This is a genomic window from Aeromonas sp. FDAARGOS 1402, from assembly GCF_019046925.1.
Taxonomy (GTDB): Bacteria; Pseudomonadota; Gammaproteobacteria; order Enterobacterales; family Aeromonadaceae; genus Aeromonas; species Aeromonas caviae.
This window is the reverse complement of sequence record NZ_CP077201.1, coordinates 452,980-465,993: the sequence shown is the minus strand read 5'-3', so window position 1 is coordinate 465,993 and position 13,014 is coordinate 452,980. Positions and strand designations below refer to the sequence as shown.

General features: G+C 61.8%; 17 protein-coding genes. 6 read left to right on the top strand and 11 right to left on the bottom strand.

Going from position 1 to position 13,014, the window contains the following annotated elements; translation table 11 throughout:
- The first annotated feature begins 9 nt into the window (after positions 1-9).
- Positions 10-309, top strand: coding sequence for a hypothetical protein (locus tag I6L32_RS02140; RefSeq protein ID WP_010673239.1), 300 nt, complete (start codon positions 10-12; stop codon positions 307-309).
- A 69-nt stretch (positions 310-378) separates the two neighbouring features.
- Here the strand turns inward: I6L32_RS02140 and I6L32_RS02135 are convergent, their stop codons facing one another.
- From I6L32_RS02135 to I6L32_RS02125, 3 genes are all read right to left on the bottom strand, one after another.
- Positions 379-912, bottom strand: coding sequence for a lipoprotein (locus tag I6L32_RS02135; protein ID WP_043152620.1), 534 nt, complete (start codon positions 910-912; stop codon positions 379-381).
- Positions 913-928: 16 nt separating this feature from the next.
- Complete coding sequence (locus I6L32_RS02130; protein ID WP_010673241.1) at positions 929-1,798, bottom strand: phosphoribulokinase; 870 nt, start codon at positions 1,796-1,798, stop codon at positions 929-931.
- Between the two features lie 235 nt (positions 1,799-2,033).
- Positions 2,034-2,279, bottom strand: coding sequence for a YheU family protein (locus I6L32_RS02125; protein ID WP_216945104.1), 246 nt, complete (start codon positions 2,277-2,279; stop codon positions 2,034-2,036).
- 89 nt (positions 2,280-2,368) lie between these two features.
- On the opposite strand from I6L32_RS02125, the gene I6L32_RS02120 reads away from it, so the two are divergent.
- The gene (locus I6L32_RS02120; RefSeq protein WP_216944592.1) at positions 2,369-3,520 is read left to right on the top strand and encodes a GGDEF domain-containing protein; all 1,152 of its coding nucleotides are present in this window, start codon (positions 2,369-2,371) and stop codon (positions 3,518-3,520) included.
- Here the strand turns inward: I6L32_RS02120 and I6L32_RS02115 are convergent.
- The 3 genes from I6L32_RS02115 to I6L32_RS02105 all read right to left on the bottom strand — a co-directional run bounded on the left by I6L32_RS02115 (position 3,502) and on the right by I6L32_RS02105 (position 6,270).
- A complete protein-coding gene (locus tag I6L32_RS02115) occupies positions 3,502-4,485 on the bottom strand; it encodes a hydrolase (RefSeq protein ID WP_216944591.1) in 984 nt (327 codons plus the stop codon). The two genes, I6L32_RS02120 and I6L32_RS02115, sit on opposite strands and share 19 nt — an antisense overlap.
- 60 nt (positions 4,486-4,545) lie before the next feature.
- Complete coding sequence (locus I6L32_RS02110) at positions 4,546-5,445, bottom strand: chemotaxis protein (RefSeq protein WP_039040047.1); 900 nt, start codon at positions 5,443-5,445, stop codon at positions 4,546-4,548.
- A 138-nt stretch (positions 5,446-5,583) separates the two neighbouring features.
- Positions 5,584-6,270, bottom strand: a complete 687-nt coding sequence (locus I6L32_RS02105) for a hypothetical protein (protein WP_042881265.1) — start codon at positions 6,268-6,270, stop codon at positions 5,584-5,586.
- 39 nt (positions 6,271-6,309) lie between these two features.
- Here I6L32_RS02105 and I6L32_RS02100 point away from each other — a divergent pair, with 39 nt between their 5' ends.
- Complete coding sequence (locus I6L32_RS02100) at positions 6,310-6,516, top strand: YheV family putative zinc ribbon protein (RefSeq protein WP_010673247.1); 207 nt, start codon at positions 6,310-6,312, stop codon at positions 6,514-6,516.
- A 146-nt stretch (positions 6,517-6,662) separates the two neighbouring features.
- Entirely contained in the window at positions 6,663-7,301 is a 639-nt protein-coding gene (locus I6L32_RS02095; protein ID WP_010673248.1) for a peptidylprolyl isomerase, read from the top strand.
- A 64-nt stretch (positions 7,302-7,365) separates the two neighbouring features.
- Here the strand turns inward: I6L32_RS02095 and I6L32_RS02090 are convergent, their stop codons facing one another.
- Positions 7,366-7,581: a SlyX family protein gene (locus I6L32_RS02090; RefSeq protein WP_010673249.1), complete on the bottom strand. Its 216-nt coding sequence runs from the start codon at positions 7,579-7,581 to the stop codon at positions 7,366-7,368.
- Positions 7,582-7,595: 14 nt separating this feature from the next.
- Positions 7,596-8,564: a WD40 repeat domain-containing protein gene (locus I6L32_RS02085; protein WP_202015651.1), complete on the bottom strand. Its 969-nt coding sequence runs from the start codon at positions 8,562-8,564 to the stop codon at positions 7,596-7,598.
- A gap of 119 nt (positions 8,565-8,683) precedes the next feature.
- Between I6L32_RS02085 and fkpA the strand changes: the two genes are divergently transcribed.
- Both fkpA and I6L32_RS02075 read left to right on the top strand, forming a co-directional pair.
- Positions 8,684-9,493 (top strand): FKBP-type peptidyl-prolyl cis-trans isomerase, encoded by an 810-nt coding sequence (fkpA, locus tag I6L32_RS02080; RefSeq protein ID WP_029313875.1) that lies wholly within the window; start codon positions 8,684-8,686, stop codon positions 9,491-9,493.
- 148 nt (positions 9,494-9,641) lie between these two features.
- The gene (locus I6L32_RS02075) at positions 9,642-11,045 is read left to right on the top strand and encodes a sigma-54 dependent transcriptional regulator (RefSeq protein ID WP_042881314.1); all 1,404 of its coding nucleotides are present in this window, start codon (positions 9,642-9,644) and stop codon (positions 11,043-11,045) included.
- Positions 11,046-11,114: 69 nt separating this feature from the next.
- On the opposite strand, the gene I6L32_RS02070 is transcribed toward I6L32_RS02075, so the two are convergent.
- From I6L32_RS02070 to I6L32_RS02060, 3 genes are all read right to left on the bottom strand, one after another.
- Positions 11,115-11,981 (bottom strand): tetratricopeptide repeat protein, encoded by an 867-nt coding sequence (locus I6L32_RS02070; RefSeq protein WP_216944590.1) that lies wholly within the window; start codon positions 11,979-11,981, stop codon positions 11,115-11,117.
- 99 nt (positions 11,982-12,080) lie between these two features.
- Positions 12,081-12,416, bottom strand: a complete 336-nt coding sequence (locus I6L32_RS02065) for a hypothetical protein (protein WP_010673254.1) — start codon at positions 12,414-12,416, stop codon at positions 12,081-12,083.
- Positions 12,417-12,531: 115 nt separating this feature from the next.
- Positions 12,532-12,870, bottom strand: coding sequence for a DUF2956 domain-containing protein (locus I6L32_RS02060; RefSeq protein ID WP_042016818.1), 339 nt, complete (start codon positions 12,868-12,870; stop codon positions 12,532-12,534).
- Positions 12,871-13,014 lie beyond the last annotated feature (144 nt).

The following is a 13,014-nucleotide window of genomic DNA, read 5'->3' as shown; positions in this document are numbered from 1 at the left end:
GAAAGTGCGATGAAAAAAATGATGATGTTGCTTCCCCTGTTCGGTCTGGCCGCCTGCAGCATGCCGCAGCCGACCCAGTATCAATACAGCCAGTATCAGTGCGGGGAAGAGTTGCTGGCCATCACCTATGATGCCCAGGCCGACATGGTGCAGTTCCCTTATGCCGGTGTCTATCACAAGCTGGGGCGCATCGAGTCGCCCAAAGAGACTGCCAGCTATTCCGACGGGGTGACTACCTTCTCCCGTCAGGACAAGCAGGCCACCCTGGTCAAGAGCGGTGTGACCCAGCTGACCTGTGAGTTGAAGTGACCCTGATGCCGTCACGGCGTGCATGGAAAACGGCCTGCGTGAAGCAGGCCGTTTTTGTTGAAAGAGACATCAGTCTGACGGTAGCGAGCCCAGCAACTGGGCGGCCAGTTGCTGGCTAAGCTGGCCACGGGCTTCCTCTGCGACAGGCACGTCGCTGGCGAGCTGGATGGCGCTGCTCCACACCGCTTTCTGGCTATGCCCGTCGAGCAGCACGACGGCCAGGGTCCCCTTGCGGGCATTGGCGGCGGCGTTCAGGCCCGGTGTCATGCCGAGGCGGGAGAAGATCTCGCCATCGCTCATGTCCTGGCTGCCAGCTACCCCGATGGCGACCCAGACGTCGGCCTCATCCAGGGGAACGCTGCGCCAGCCTTTGCCGTCCAGTTGCCGGATGACGGCCTGCTGTACCGGTTCGAGCCAGGGCGCGGCGCTGTTGCCCGCATACTGGAATTGTTCGGCCAGCGCATAGCGTGGTGTCGCCCCGTAGGTCCAATGCTCCGCCGGGCGAACCACCATGGTGCCCGTTTCGACCGTGGGTGCGGCGGGGCCGGAGCTGCAACCGCCCAGCAGGGTTGCCAGCGTGAATGAGAGAAGTGCAGCGCGCATCGTTAAGCTCCTTGGCTCAGGTGATCTTGCCCGTTTCGATCAGTTGCTGGATCAGGGGGCGCAGGATCAGTTCCATTGCGAAGCCCATCTTGCCACCCGGCACGACGATGGTGTTCATCCTGGACATGAAGGCGCCGTCTATCATCGACAGCAGGTAGGGGAAGTCCACCTGCTTGATGCCCCGAAACCTGATCACCAGCATACTCTCGTCCAGGCTGGGTATCACCTTGGCGCTGAAGGGGTTGGAAGTATCGACGGTCGGCACCCGCTGGAAGTTGATGTGGGTGCGGGAGAACTGCGGCGTGATGAAGTTGATGTAGTCGTCCATGGAACGCACGATGGAGTCGGTCACCGCCTCGCGGGAGTGGCCGCGTTCCGAGGTGTCGCGAATGAGCTTCTGGATCCACTCCAGGTTGACGATGGGCACCACGCCGATGAGAAAGTCCACGTGCCGCGCCACGTTGTGCTCCCCCGTGACCACGCCGCCATGCAGTCCTTCGTAGAACAGCAGATCCGTCTCGCCGGGCAGATCCTGCCAGGGGGTGAAGGTGCCCGGCATCTGGTTGAAAGGCACTGCCTCGTCGAAGCTGTGCAGATAGCGCCGGTACTGGCCTGTGCCGCTCTGGCCATACTCCTGGAAAAAGGACTCCAGCAGACCGAAGTCGTTGGCCTCCGGGCCGAAGTAGCTGATATGCCGCCCCTGCTCCCGGGCCTTGCGGATAGCCACGTCCATCTCGGGCCTGGTGTAGCGGTGAAAACTGTCCCCCTCGACCACGGCCGCCTTGTATCCAAGCTGGTGGAACATGGAGCGGAAGGCGTTGGTGGAGGTGGAAGTACCGGCACCGGACGAACCGGTGACCGCGATGATGGGATGCTTGGCGGACATAGAATTCTCTCTTCCTTGGGAGTTCCGTTATAAGGGGTGGCCCAAAGTGCGGTCAAGTGCGCCGTCATCCTCCCGCTGCCCCCACGCTTCCCGGCAATAGCTGTGAACAAGGGCTGCCCTGTGCTCTGGGTACGTTGGTATAGGTGCTGCTGGGTGGCGAACTGGTCATGCGGCCTGATGATGTGAGCTGGATAGGTGGAGGGCGGGGTGAGCCGCCCGATAAGCCGTGACCGCGTTACTCTTGGGGGAAGTCGTCAGTGGGTGACTTGCTTAAATGAGTCTTTGGGACGACATTGACACTTTCGTGCAGCTCGCTGTAGACAAGCACGGCGCTACCTTGTAGCAATTGTTGCCTGACTGCTTCGACCTTGTCGATCAGGCTGACATCCTGTTCACCGTATTCGGTGCCTTCTTGCAGCACAAAGTGTTCGAGCAGGTTGGTGAGGGTGTCCGGCTCCAGTTCTTGCCAGGGGATAATCATGATTTCATCTTCACTCAGTGGGTTGCGGATATTGTCGGTGTCTGGTCGGCAAGCGCAAGGGATTTGTCTTGTTTTGGACGAGGGGTGCCATGCAATCCATTGACGCACGCCGGCCCTCCAGTCAATTCGAACAGCACCTGTTCGATGCCCGCCGTCGCGCCCTGAGCGCCGGTTTGCGCTGGTACTGGGTCATCAATCTCATCGCCCTCGTATTTCTGCTGACCCGCTTCTACCTCTATCGGGATGCACACCTGGTACTGGTCGGCAACCTGCCCTGGTCCTACAAATGGCAGCTCTTTGCCATGATAGCTGTTGGCCTGCTGCTGCCGCTCGGGTGGGGCTGGCTCTCCCGTCAATCCCATGCCATCTGGCTGGTGTCCCTGTGCGTCTGTGCCCTGGCCTGGGGGCTGGCCTGGGCCATGGTGGGTTACACCATCTCGATCGTCGACTTGAAGGGAGGCTTCAGCTTCATTTTCAACATGGTCAGTCTGTTGCTGCTGACCGGTCTCGTCGCCGCGTATTGCGATGTGCGGCTGTTTTACGCACTGGTTTCTGTCCCCCTGCTGTTCTTGTTGATGAGAGCCTCCTGGAGTCCTGAGCCCTTTGTTCTGGTCAACACCATCGTGGTCGGGGTCTTGCTGGTGGTGCTGGAGACGGGGCGGCGCATGCTCAACGGCTGGTTCGAGCTTGCGGTGTCAAGGGAGCACGACAACCTGATGCTGGCAAACAAGATGAATGCCATGGCCAACCGGGATCCCCTGACCGGCATTGCCAACCGTCGCCACTTCGATCAGGCGTGCAAGCGTGCCATTGCGCAAGGCACGACCCTGGATGTGCCGCTCACCGTGATCCTGCTCGATGTGGATTTCTTCAAGCGCTACAACGATCGCTATGGTCATCAGGCGGGGGATGAGTGCCTGATCCTGGTGGCCGAGTGCCTGGAGGAGAGTGTGCGGGAGCCCGGTGATCTGGTGGCGCGCTACGGGGGAGAGGAGTTCGTAGTGCTGCTGCAGGAGACGACGCTGGCCGGTGGCCAGGAGGTGGCGGAGCGCATTCGCACCACTCTGGCGGCCAGGGCTCTGCCCCATGAGGGTTCCGACGTTTCCCCCCATCTCACCCTGAGCCAGGGAATCGCCCAGTGGCGAACCGGGGAGAGCCTCGTCATGTTGCTCGAGCGAGTCGATGGCGCCCTCTATCAGGCCAAGGAAGAGGGGCGCAACGGTTACCGGTTCGCGCCCTGAGTCTGTTCCTGCAACCACTGGCTGATGCGCTCATCCAGCCAGAAGCGGGGGCGCCAGGGAGAGCCGTGCAGGAAGCCCACGTGGCCGCCCTGGCGGCTCAGCTCGTAGCGCACCAGAGGGGAGAGCTGCTCCGCCGCCGGAATGACGGCATCGGTCATGAAGGGATCGTCGGCGGCGTGAATGACGAGGGTCGGGATGGGAATGCGGGCCAGCATGCCCAGGCCGGAGCAGGTCTGGTAGTAGTGATCGGCGCTCTCGAAACCATGGAGCGGTGCCGTCACCAGCTCGTCGAACTCCCTCAGTGTGGCGATGCGGGTGATCTGGGCCGGCTGCCAGCGCGCCCGTGCCGCGCTCTGGCGCCGGATCTTGCTTTGCAGGTTGGTTCGCATGGTGCGCAGCAGGTAGTTCTGATAGACCCGTGAGAAGCCCTGATTGACCCGATCGGCACAGCTTGCCAGTTGCAGCGGGGCCGACACTACCACCGCCGCCTTCAATGGTGCCGGGCAGGCCCGCGCCAGCAGATTGACCAGCATGTTGCCCCCCAGGGAATAGCCGATGGCGACCAGGGGACGGCCAGGAAAACGCCGCCCCAGCTCGGCAATCACCGCCTGGGCGTCCTCGATGGCGCCTGAGTGATAGGCCTGCAGCAGCCGATTCGGCTCGCCACTGCACCCCCGAAAGTGCATCAGCACCGCCTCGTTCCCTTGCCGCTGCAGGTGGGCAAAGAGCCCCTTGGCATAGTGGGAGTGAATGCTCCCCTCCAGTCCGTGGAACACCACCACCAGGGGTTGTTCATCCTGGCCGGGTTCGCCGCTCCAGGCCAGATCAACGAAATCGCCGTCCGGAAGTTCGAAGCGCTCCTGGATGAAGCGGGCAGGCGAGCGGCGCAGCCACTTGGGCAAAATGGTTTGCAGATGGGGGTTGCGGGCCCACCAGGGGGCGTGAAAGTGGCTTTCTGTCAACATGCAGCGACTCGGAAGAGCAGGGAGGAAAAGGGGGCGGCGAGCCCTTGGCTCGCCGCGACATCAGGCCATCAGACGATCGTGGTGCTCGGCGCCGCGCAGCATGGCCTGGATAAGTTCGTTGGCTTCAAACTTGGTGAGCGCCTCGTGGGCGCCGACCTGATGGGCCCGCTCCACGCTGATCTCGCTGGAGAGGGAGGTGTGCAGGATGATGTAGGCTCCCGCCAGCTTGGCATCGCTCTGCACCTCGAAGGCCAGCTCGTAACCATCCAGTCCCGGCATCTCGATATCGCTCACCAGGATGTCGATCCGCTTGCCCTGGGAGACCCGGGTCTGCATCAGGGTGAGGGCGTCGCGTCCGTTGGTGCAGACCTCGTAGGGGATGTTGATGTAATCGAGCGCCGCCATGAGCTGGCGACGGGCGACAGAGGAGTCGTCTACCAGCAGGATCCGCATCGGCTTGAGCCGCTCGCGCTGCACGTCGGTCAGCACGGGGTAGAGATGGCTGGGATCGTCCGGATAGACCCGCGACAGGATGAGTTCCACATCCAGCAACTGGATCAACTGATCTCCCACCCGGGTCACGCCGGTGACGAAGACGTTCTGTCCCAAGGAGGGAGGGGGCGGTTCGATGTCACGCCAGTTGCACTCGGTGATCTTGTCGATGCCCCGCACCAGAAAGCCCACCAGGGTGCGGCGGCAATCGGTGATGATGATGAAGCAGTGGGGCATCTCCTCCCGGGTGATGGGGCGGTAGCCCACGGCCATTGCCATGTCGATCACCGGGATGGTGGTGCCGCGCATGCTGGCGGCACCGAGCACGGTGGGATGGGATTGTGGCAGGGCGGTGAGCTGGGTGTAGGGCACGATCTCCTTCACCTTGAGGGTACCGATGGCGAAGGATTGTCTGGCAGAGAGGTGGAACAGCAACATGCCCTGGGATTGGTTGGCCTTGCTCGTCATGGCGGATGTCCTGTTGATCTAGTCGGTGACGGTCAATCGGGTGTTCAGCATAAAAGATGGTGACATGAATGACTCCTTTGTTGTTAGCGGCGGTGAGCCGCAAAACTGGATTTCTTTTGCCATCCTTTTATGCCTCTCTTATCGGGTCGCGGACGGCTGAGGGGAGAGGGGCGCCCCGAGCCATTGCAGATGAGCCTCGGCCAGCGCGCTTTCATCCCGATAACCCAGCCTGCTCACCACCTGTGACGGTGTGCTGCCGCTTCGCAGCAGGCGAATCCCCTGCAACAGTTGCCACTGATCCTGCAGTGCCTGGGCGTGCGGGCCCTCGAGACCGCGAGTGCCCAGCAGGGTCTGCCAGGCAGCCACGCTATCCGGCTGCGCTCTGGCCAGGGCTTGCCAGGCATCTTGCAGTGCCTGATCCCCCAGTGACGAGATGGTGCAGCCATGCAACTCATCCCCCACCACTTGCAGTCGCTGCCCATAGGGGCCTTGCCAGTCTCGGGGGCGTGACCAGGCCGCCAGGCTGTCCAGCAGTGCGTCCATCAACGGGTTTGCCTGCAACCAGCCAGCCTGGGCGGGCTGGGGCACCCGCACGGAGCAGGCCAGCAGATCATGCTGGCAGTCAGCCAGAGGGGTGAAGGCGGCGAGGGCATCGGCACAGAGCCAGAAGTGGCTGCCAGGTGTCAGCAGCAGCTCATGGGCACCCAATTTCAGCAGCGCCGCCCCCTGGGTGACTCGCAGCAATTGGCCCATGGGGGAGCGCTTGCGGGGGCCGACCTGAAGGGTGGAAGTGGAAAAATGCTGATATTCGATGGCGTGATGCATGTAAAAACCCTGATATGATGCTGCCTGGAGGTAACAAAAATGGAAACCAGACGTAAAAAGCGCTTCATTGCCGGGGCGGTTTGCCCGGCGTGCGGCAAGATGGACACCATGATGCTGTATATGGAGCATGGAGTCGAGAAGGTGACCTGTGTCGAGTGCGGGGATACCCAGGTGCAGACCCAGGAGCAGGTGGACAAGGCGACGCGCGAGGCGGAGCAGGTGATAGGGGTGTTTCGTCCCGAGTGAGGGACATGCCTCAAGATGATGGTACGCCGGTCAGGCGGGTCGCTGTTGATGACTTTTTCATCACATTGAAGCCGGGCCGACCATATGCTTGTCTGCCTTTTTGAGGTATTCTGAGCCCGTTTTTTTCTATCCGCAGGATCCCTGACATGAAAGTAGCTCCCCTGAGCGTGGTTACGCTGGAATACACGGTCACCGACGAACACGGTGAAGTCATCGACACCACTGTCGGTAAAGAGCCGCTGGTGTATCTGCACGGTACCCGTTACCTGGTCTCCGGCCTCGAAGCCGAGCTGGAAGGTCGCAGCGTGGGCGAGGCGTTCGACGTCACCCTGACGCCGAACCAGGCCTATGGCGAGTACGACGAGAATCTGGTGCAGGAAGTGCCCGGCGAGCTGTTCGACGGTATGGAAGTGTCTGAAGGGGATACTTTTGTGGCCGAGACCGACGACGGCCACCGCCCGGTGACCGTCATCGAGGTGTCCGAGGAGTTCATCAAGGTGGACGGCAATCATCCCCTGGCTGGCGTGACCCTGGGCTTCAAGGTCGAGATCAAGGACGTGCGTGCCGCGACCGCCGAAGAGCTGGCCCATGGCCATGTGCACGGCGCTGGTGGCTGCGGTCACGATCATGGTCATGACCATGATCACGGCCATGATCACGATCATGACCACGGTGGCTGCTGTGGCGGCCATGGTCACAACCATGCACACGATCACGGCGACGATCACGGTCACGGTGGTTGCTGCGGTGGTGGCGGTTGTGGTGGCAAGGGCCATCAGCACTGATCACGGCCTGGCCGATGATAAAAAAACCCGCGCATGGCGCGGGTTTTTTTATGGCTGGCACTCATCAGTAGTGCGGTGGCGGCGTCTCTTCGGCCATGCTGGCGATCTGGCTCGGCTGTACGCTCTGCAATTTATCCACCAGTAGATGGATCTGGTGTTTGAGCCGGTCCAGCTCGCGACCCTGGGTGGTGACCTCGTCGTTGAGCTGCTCCACCGTGTATTCGGCAAAGGCGAGGCGGCTTTCCAGGGTTTCGAGGCGTTCGTTTAGTTGCTGACTCATGGGCCTTTTGGTCCTTACTTGATAGTCCAGATTTCAGCCAGGCCACTGGAGCTGGCACTGACGAGGTGGTCATTGTCGCGCAAAGCCACGCCATAGACCACAGCGCTCGGCGGTTTCACCTTGGGATGGGGCGAGACGCGCCAGCTCTGCAACGGCTGGCCGTCACTCACCTGCCACAGAGTGAGCTGGCGGGAGGGGGCGCCGGTGATGAGCCAGTTGCCGCCGTTGGCAAAGCGGGCGCTGGTGTAGACCTCGAAGCGGTGATCGTATTGCAACCTGCTGTGCTCCTTGCCGGTTTTGAGATCCCAGATGCTGGCCTGGCGACTGTCTGCGGTGAAGGCGAAACGTCCGGACGGATCCAGTCTCGCCATCACGACTCGCCCGGCGTGGTTGAAGCGCCACACCACCTGGCCCGTGCGGGTATCCCACAGATAGGCGCTGTAATCGTTGCCGCCGGTGAGGGCATAGCGACCATTGGGGGAGAGATCCACCGTGTTGACCTGTTCGGTGTGGCCGAGGAATTGCAGCCGGCGTCCGGTCTGGGTGTCGACCACTTCCGCCTTGCCGTCTTCACGGCCGATGAGCACCTGGCGGCCATCCGTCGAGATCGCCGCATCGCGCAGGGGGGATTCTGGCAGGGAGTAGTAGCCCTGGGAGCGGCCATCCTGCAAGCGCCAGATGGCGAAGGTGTGCTGGGTGGCGGTGATGGCATGGCTGTCATCGGGGGAGAAGCGGGTCAGGGTGACGAACTCCTCCTGGTCGTCGCTCTGGCGCCAGCGCCAGCGCTCCTTGCCCTGTTCCAGATCCCACACCACAGTGCCCTGACTCAGGCTGGAGACGAGCGCGAGCTTGCCGGAACTGGCGAGATCCGCGCTCAGCAGACCCTGGTGGGCGAGGCGGATCTGCTGGCTGGGAAGTGAGCGTTGTTCGCACCCCGTCAGCATCAGGCAAATACCGATGAGATAAATGGCACTTTTGATCATTTTTCCTGTCTCATGCTTTCGTTACCTGCGATCACGGCGTTAGTATAAGGCGCTTATCACGATAAACCTCTCATTTCACGAAGGAACCGAGAGCGGTATTTAGAGTTTTGGAGAAACTGATGAACAATTTTCTGAAGGTGTCCCTGTTGGCTGCGGCGGTTGCCGTCGGTCTGACTGCTTGCCAAAAAGATGAGAAACCTGCTGCGACCAACACCGCAGAGGTCAAGGCAGAAGCCAGCAAGCCGGCAGAGGCCCCCAAGGCTGAGGCCAAGAGCTTTGAAGAGCAATCCGGCTATGCGATCGGCCTCTCCATGGGTCGTTATATCGCCAATACCCTGGAGCGCCAGCAGGAGCTCGGCATCAAGCTGGACAACACCGTGATCCTGAAGGGTGTCACCGACGGTCTGGGCAAAGAAGCCAAGATGACCGACGAGGAGATCCAGAAGGTTCTGCAGGAATACGACGCCAAGATCAACGAGCTGACCAAGGCGAAGGCCGACAAGGATGCCGTGGAAAACCTGAAGAAGGGTGAAGAGTTCCTGGCTGCCAACGCCAAGAAAGAGGGCGTGAAGAGCACTGAGTCCGGCCTGCAATATCAGGTCGAGAAGATGGGTGACGGCGCCAAGCCGAAGGCCACCGACATCGTCAAGGTACACTACACCGGTACCCTGACCGACGGCACCAAGTTTGACAGCTCCGTCGATCGCGGCGAGCCGGCTACTTTCCCGCTCAACCAGGTGATCCCGGGCTGGACCGAAGGGGTGCAACTGATGCCGGTCGGCTCCAAGTTCAAGTTCTTCCTGCCGTCCAAGCTGGCCTATGGCGAGCACGGTGCAGGTTCCATCCCGGCCAACGCCGTGCTGGTATTTGACGTAGAGCTGCTGGCCATCGAAAAACCGGCTGCCGATGGCGACAACGCCAAGAAATAAGCTCAAAGCACCATAAAAACGGCTCCCCAGGGAGCCGTTTTTGCTTGTGTATTGTCGCAATCCCCCGGATAAAGCGATGAGGCCGTCTTGAGTGTGTGGCGTCTAGCCCCCAGAATAGACAACAAAATCAAGCGCAAGGATGGATCTCGTGGCTGAAAGCAAACCCCGTGTCCTGTTGGTGGAAGATACCCGCAGTCTGGCGGTCGTCTATGAGCAGTATCTGGCCCAGGATGGCTACGAGGTGCAGCTGGCAGATTGTGGCCAGCAGGCTTTGGCACAATTGCTGGCAAGCCCGCCCCCTGTGGTGCTGCTCGACCTGGAGTTGCCCGACATGTCCGGCATGGACATCTTGCAGCAGATCACGGAGCGGCAGCTGCCCTGCTCCGTGGTGGTGATCACCGCTCACGGCTCGGTGGATGTGGCGGTGGAGGCGATGCGGTTCGGGGCCTTCGATTTTCTCACCAAGCCGTTCGATGGCAAGCGCCTGTGCGCCACGGCGCGCAATGCCCTGAAGCACCAGCAGCTCAGCTCGCTGGTGGCCCAGTATCGGGAAAACTTCGAGCGCAGCTCCTTTGCCGGTTTCATCGGCGCCTCCATGGCGATGCAGGCGGTCTATCGCATCATCGAGAGCGCGGCGCCGAGCAAGGCCACCGTCTTCATCACTGGCGAGAGCGGCACCGGCAAGGAGGTGTGCGCCGAGGCCATCCACCAGTGCAGCCCGCGTCGGGATCAGCCCTTCATCGCCCTCAACTGCGCCGCCATTCCCCATGACCTGATGGAGAGCGAGATCTTCGGCCACGTGAAGGGGTCGTTTACCGGTGCCCAAGGGGATCGCAAGGGGGCGGCCAGTCTGGCGGACGGCGGTACCCTCTTCCTCGACGAGATCTGCGAGATGGATCTCGACCTGCAGAGCAAGCTGCTGCGTTTCATCCAGACCGGCACCTTGCAGCGGGTCGGCAGCGGCAAGCTGGAGACGGTGGATGTGCGCTTTGTCTGCGCCACCAACCGGGATCCCCTGGTGGAGGTCAAGGCCGGACGGTTTCGTGAAGATCTTTACTACCGCCTGCACGTGATCCCGCTGGCGCTGCCCCCCCTGAGGGAGCGGGGAGAGGACATCCTGCTGCTGGCCCGGGAGTTGCTGCTGCGTTATGCCGGTGAGGAGAACAAGCGGTTCAGGGATTTTGATGCGGACGCAGTGCAGGTGCTGCTCGACTATCCCTGGCCCGGCAACGTGCGCGAGCTGCAAAACGTGGTGCGCAACATAGTGGTGCTCAACGATGGCGAGCTGGTGAGCCCGGATATCCTGCCACCTCCCCTCAACGGGGGGCGTACCCTGGCCCCGGAGCCTGCGGTCGGGATCGCGGATCCCCAGTCAGAATCCGTGGTCGTTCGCAGGCAGGTCCGTCCGCTCTGGCAGGTGGAGAAGGAGGCCATCGAGCAGGCCATCGCCAGTTGTGACGGCAACATCCCCAAGGCGGCGGCCCTGCTGGAAATAAGCCCTTCCACGATTTATCGCAAGAAGCAGAGCTGGGAAGAGGCGAGTCCGGCCTGAGCCGTCACCTCTGCTCCCGGGCAGACATGCTGATGTGCGGGGCGGCCAATTGGTCGCCCCGCACGCTTATCAGAGTTTGGCGAGCAGCTTGAGCCTGGCCAGTCGTTCTGCCTCGTTGGCGGTGAACCAGCCATCCTGTGACAGCAGAAACCAGGCGCGGGCAAAGTATTCGGTCGCCGCGGGATCATTGAGCACGAGTGCATTCTCCCCCAGCTCCTCGAACACATAGCCATCCTCGGGGGTGCCTGCGGCGGCCATGTCGTCGCGCAACTGCGCCAGTTCGGCCATGGCCTGTTCATGGCGCTCCTGGGCCCGGCTCAGGCGCGCCAGACTCCAGCGGGCGATAAAGGCTTTGCTCTGGTTGTTGTGCTGCTCGTGCCAGGCCAGGCACTTTTGTTGACAGGCGATGGCCTCGTCGAGGCGACCCAGCTCGAACAGGGTCCAGCCCTGATTGTTGTAGAGGGTGGCGAGCCAGCCTCGCGCCCGCTTGTCGTGACTGCGCTCGGCCAGGGTCATCGCCAGCTGGTGCCAGTGGCTCTGCTCCTTCAGGGGGGCGGCGATGGCCACCATGTGGGCCGCATCGATGGCCAGATAGTGCTCTTCGTGCTGCTCTCCCAGTTGCCAGGCCTGTTCAAACAGGGCTCTGGCGCTGGCCTTGTCACCGGCGGAGTTGAAGGTGCGGCCACGCTCCAGCAAGGCGCGCAGGCGGGCCCGGGGAGTCGCCTCGGTGAGGCGGGGTTCTATCTCGTCGAGCAGCTGGTGCGCCTGTGCAAACTGGCGTTGCAGCGAATGGGTACGGGCTATCTGGGTGAGGAGCTCCAGCTCCCATTGCAGGTTGGCGGCACGCGCCTCGGGCAGCAGTGCTTGAAAACGCTGTGCGCTGGCAACGGGATCCTGATAATCCCACAGCGCCATGAAATCGGGCGGATTGTTCATCTGGCCTCCATGCCGGTTATCCGCCCACCAAGATGCCTGAAGGCCATTCTTTGTACAAGAAGGGGGGGCTGGCGCCATCGTGACGCCAGCGCTTGCCGATCAGTAGACCATGGCAAGGCTCATCAGCATCAGACCCAGGGCAGCAAAGGCTCCCTCCTTGATAGCCAGGCGCGGTACCAGGGCCTTGGGCAGGGCAGGGAACAGGCTCAGGGCAAAGCCGAACCCCGGCATCAGCCAGTGGAAAGCAGGGCTTCGCAGGGCGGGATCCGCAGCGCCATTGATGACGATGAGCAGGATAAAGAGAGTGAAGGCGGGCAGGATAAACCAGCGGGCATGGCCGGCGGCAACCGCCCGCAGTGGCGAGATGCGATAGAGCACCAGGGTCACGAGGAAGAGGGCGAGGGGAGCCAGCAGATAGAGCGGGGCCGGGTTCATGATGAGTGTCTCCTGACAAGGGGGGCAGAGTGTAGGCAGTCCGGGTGGGGAATGACCAGTCCCCCGCGCCCGGGCTGTGAAGCGGATCGCAGGGCAAAGGTTTGCCTGGGCAGGATCAGCGGAACCAGAACCAGAGCACGGCAAATACCAGCCAGCTCAGCATCAGCAGGATCCAGGGCAGCGGGTGCTGGCGGGTGAGCTCGATGACCTCGGCTTCGCTCTCCTCTTCCGGCGTCTCTTGGGAAGAGTGCCTGGCTTTGGCTTGCAGTTTCTTCTGGCGGTTGGCTTCGCGGGCCTTCGCTTTCATCTGTTTCTTGTATTCGTCTATGCCCTTCTGGATCCCCTGGGCGATGAGCTGGGTCTGCTCCTTGGTCTGCCCCGGCTTCTGGTTGGCACGGGCGATTTTCATCGCCTCCTGCTGGGTTTCGGGGGAAATTTTGTCGTACTTGGCCATTCCAGGCACTCCTTGGCATTGATTGGCGGGCAGTATGCCATAACCGTTACCGGCGGGCTGCCATCATGGGGGAAATTGCTCTGTGAGTGGGGGGCCTCTGTTCCAAATAGGGGAAACAGGTTGCGTGGATGATCACATTTGGCG

Coding starts and splice junctions, on each gene's coding strand:
- I6L32_RS02140 (WP_010673239.1), top strand. CDS start 10: ATGAAAAAAATGATGATGTTGCTTCCCCTGTTCGGTCTGGCCGCCTGC.
- I6L32_RS02135 (WP_043152620.1), bottom strand. CDS start 912: ATGCGCGCTGCACTTCTCTCATTCACGCTGGCAACCCTGCTGGGCGGT.
- I6L32_RS02130 (WP_010673241.1), bottom strand. CDS start 1,798: ATGTCCGCCAAGCATCCCATCATCGCGGTCACCGGTTCGTCCGGTGCC.
- I6L32_RS02125 (WP_216945104.1), bottom strand. CDS start 2,279: ATGATTATCCCCTGGCAAGAACTGGAGCCGGACACCCTCACCAACCTG.
- I6L32_RS02120 (WP_216944592.1), top strand. CDS start 2,369: ATGCAATCCATTGACGCACGCCGGCCCTCCAGTCAATTCGAACAGCAC.
- I6L32_RS02115 (WP_216944591.1), bottom strand. CDS start 4,485: ATGTTGACAGAAAGCCACTTTCACGCCCCCTGGTGGGCCCGCAACCCC.
- I6L32_RS02110 (WP_039040047.1), bottom strand. CDS start 5,445: ATGACGAGCAAGGCCAACCAATCCCAGGGCATGTTGCTGTTCCACCTC.
- I6L32_RS02105 (WP_042881265.1), bottom strand. CDS start 6,270: ATGCATCACGCCATCGAATATCAGCATTTTTCCACTTCCACCCTTCAG.
- I6L32_RS02100 (WP_010673247.1), top strand. CDS start 6,310: ATGGAAACCAGACGTAAAAAGCGCTTCATTGCCGGGGCGGTTTGCCCG.
- I6L32_RS02095 (WP_010673248.1), top strand. CDS start 6,663: ATGAAAGTAGCTCCCCTGAGCGTGGTTACGCTGGAATACACGGTCACC.
- I6L32_RS02090 (WP_010673249.1), bottom strand. CDS start 7,581: ATGAGTCAGCAACTAAACGAACGCCTCGAAACCCTGGAAAGCCGCCTC.
- I6L32_RS02085 (WP_202015651.1), bottom strand. CDS start 8,564: ATGATCAAAAGTGCCATTTATCTCATCGGTATTTGCCTGATGCTGACG.
- fkpA (WP_029313875.1), top strand. CDS start 8,684: ATGAACAATTTTCTGAAGGTGTCCCTGTTGGCTGCGGCGGTTGCCGTC.
- I6L32_RS02070 (WP_216944590.1), bottom strand. CDS start 11,981: ATGAACAATCCGCCCGATTTCATGGCGCTGTGGGATTATCAGGATCCC.
- I6L32_RS02065 (WP_010673254.1), bottom strand. CDS start 12,416: ATGAACCCGGCCCCGCTCTATCTGCTGGCTCCCCTCGCCCTCTTCCTC.
- I6L32_RS02060 (WP_042016818.1), bottom strand. CDS start 12,870: ATGGCCAAGTACGACAAAATTTCCCCCGAAACCCAGCAGGAGGCGATG.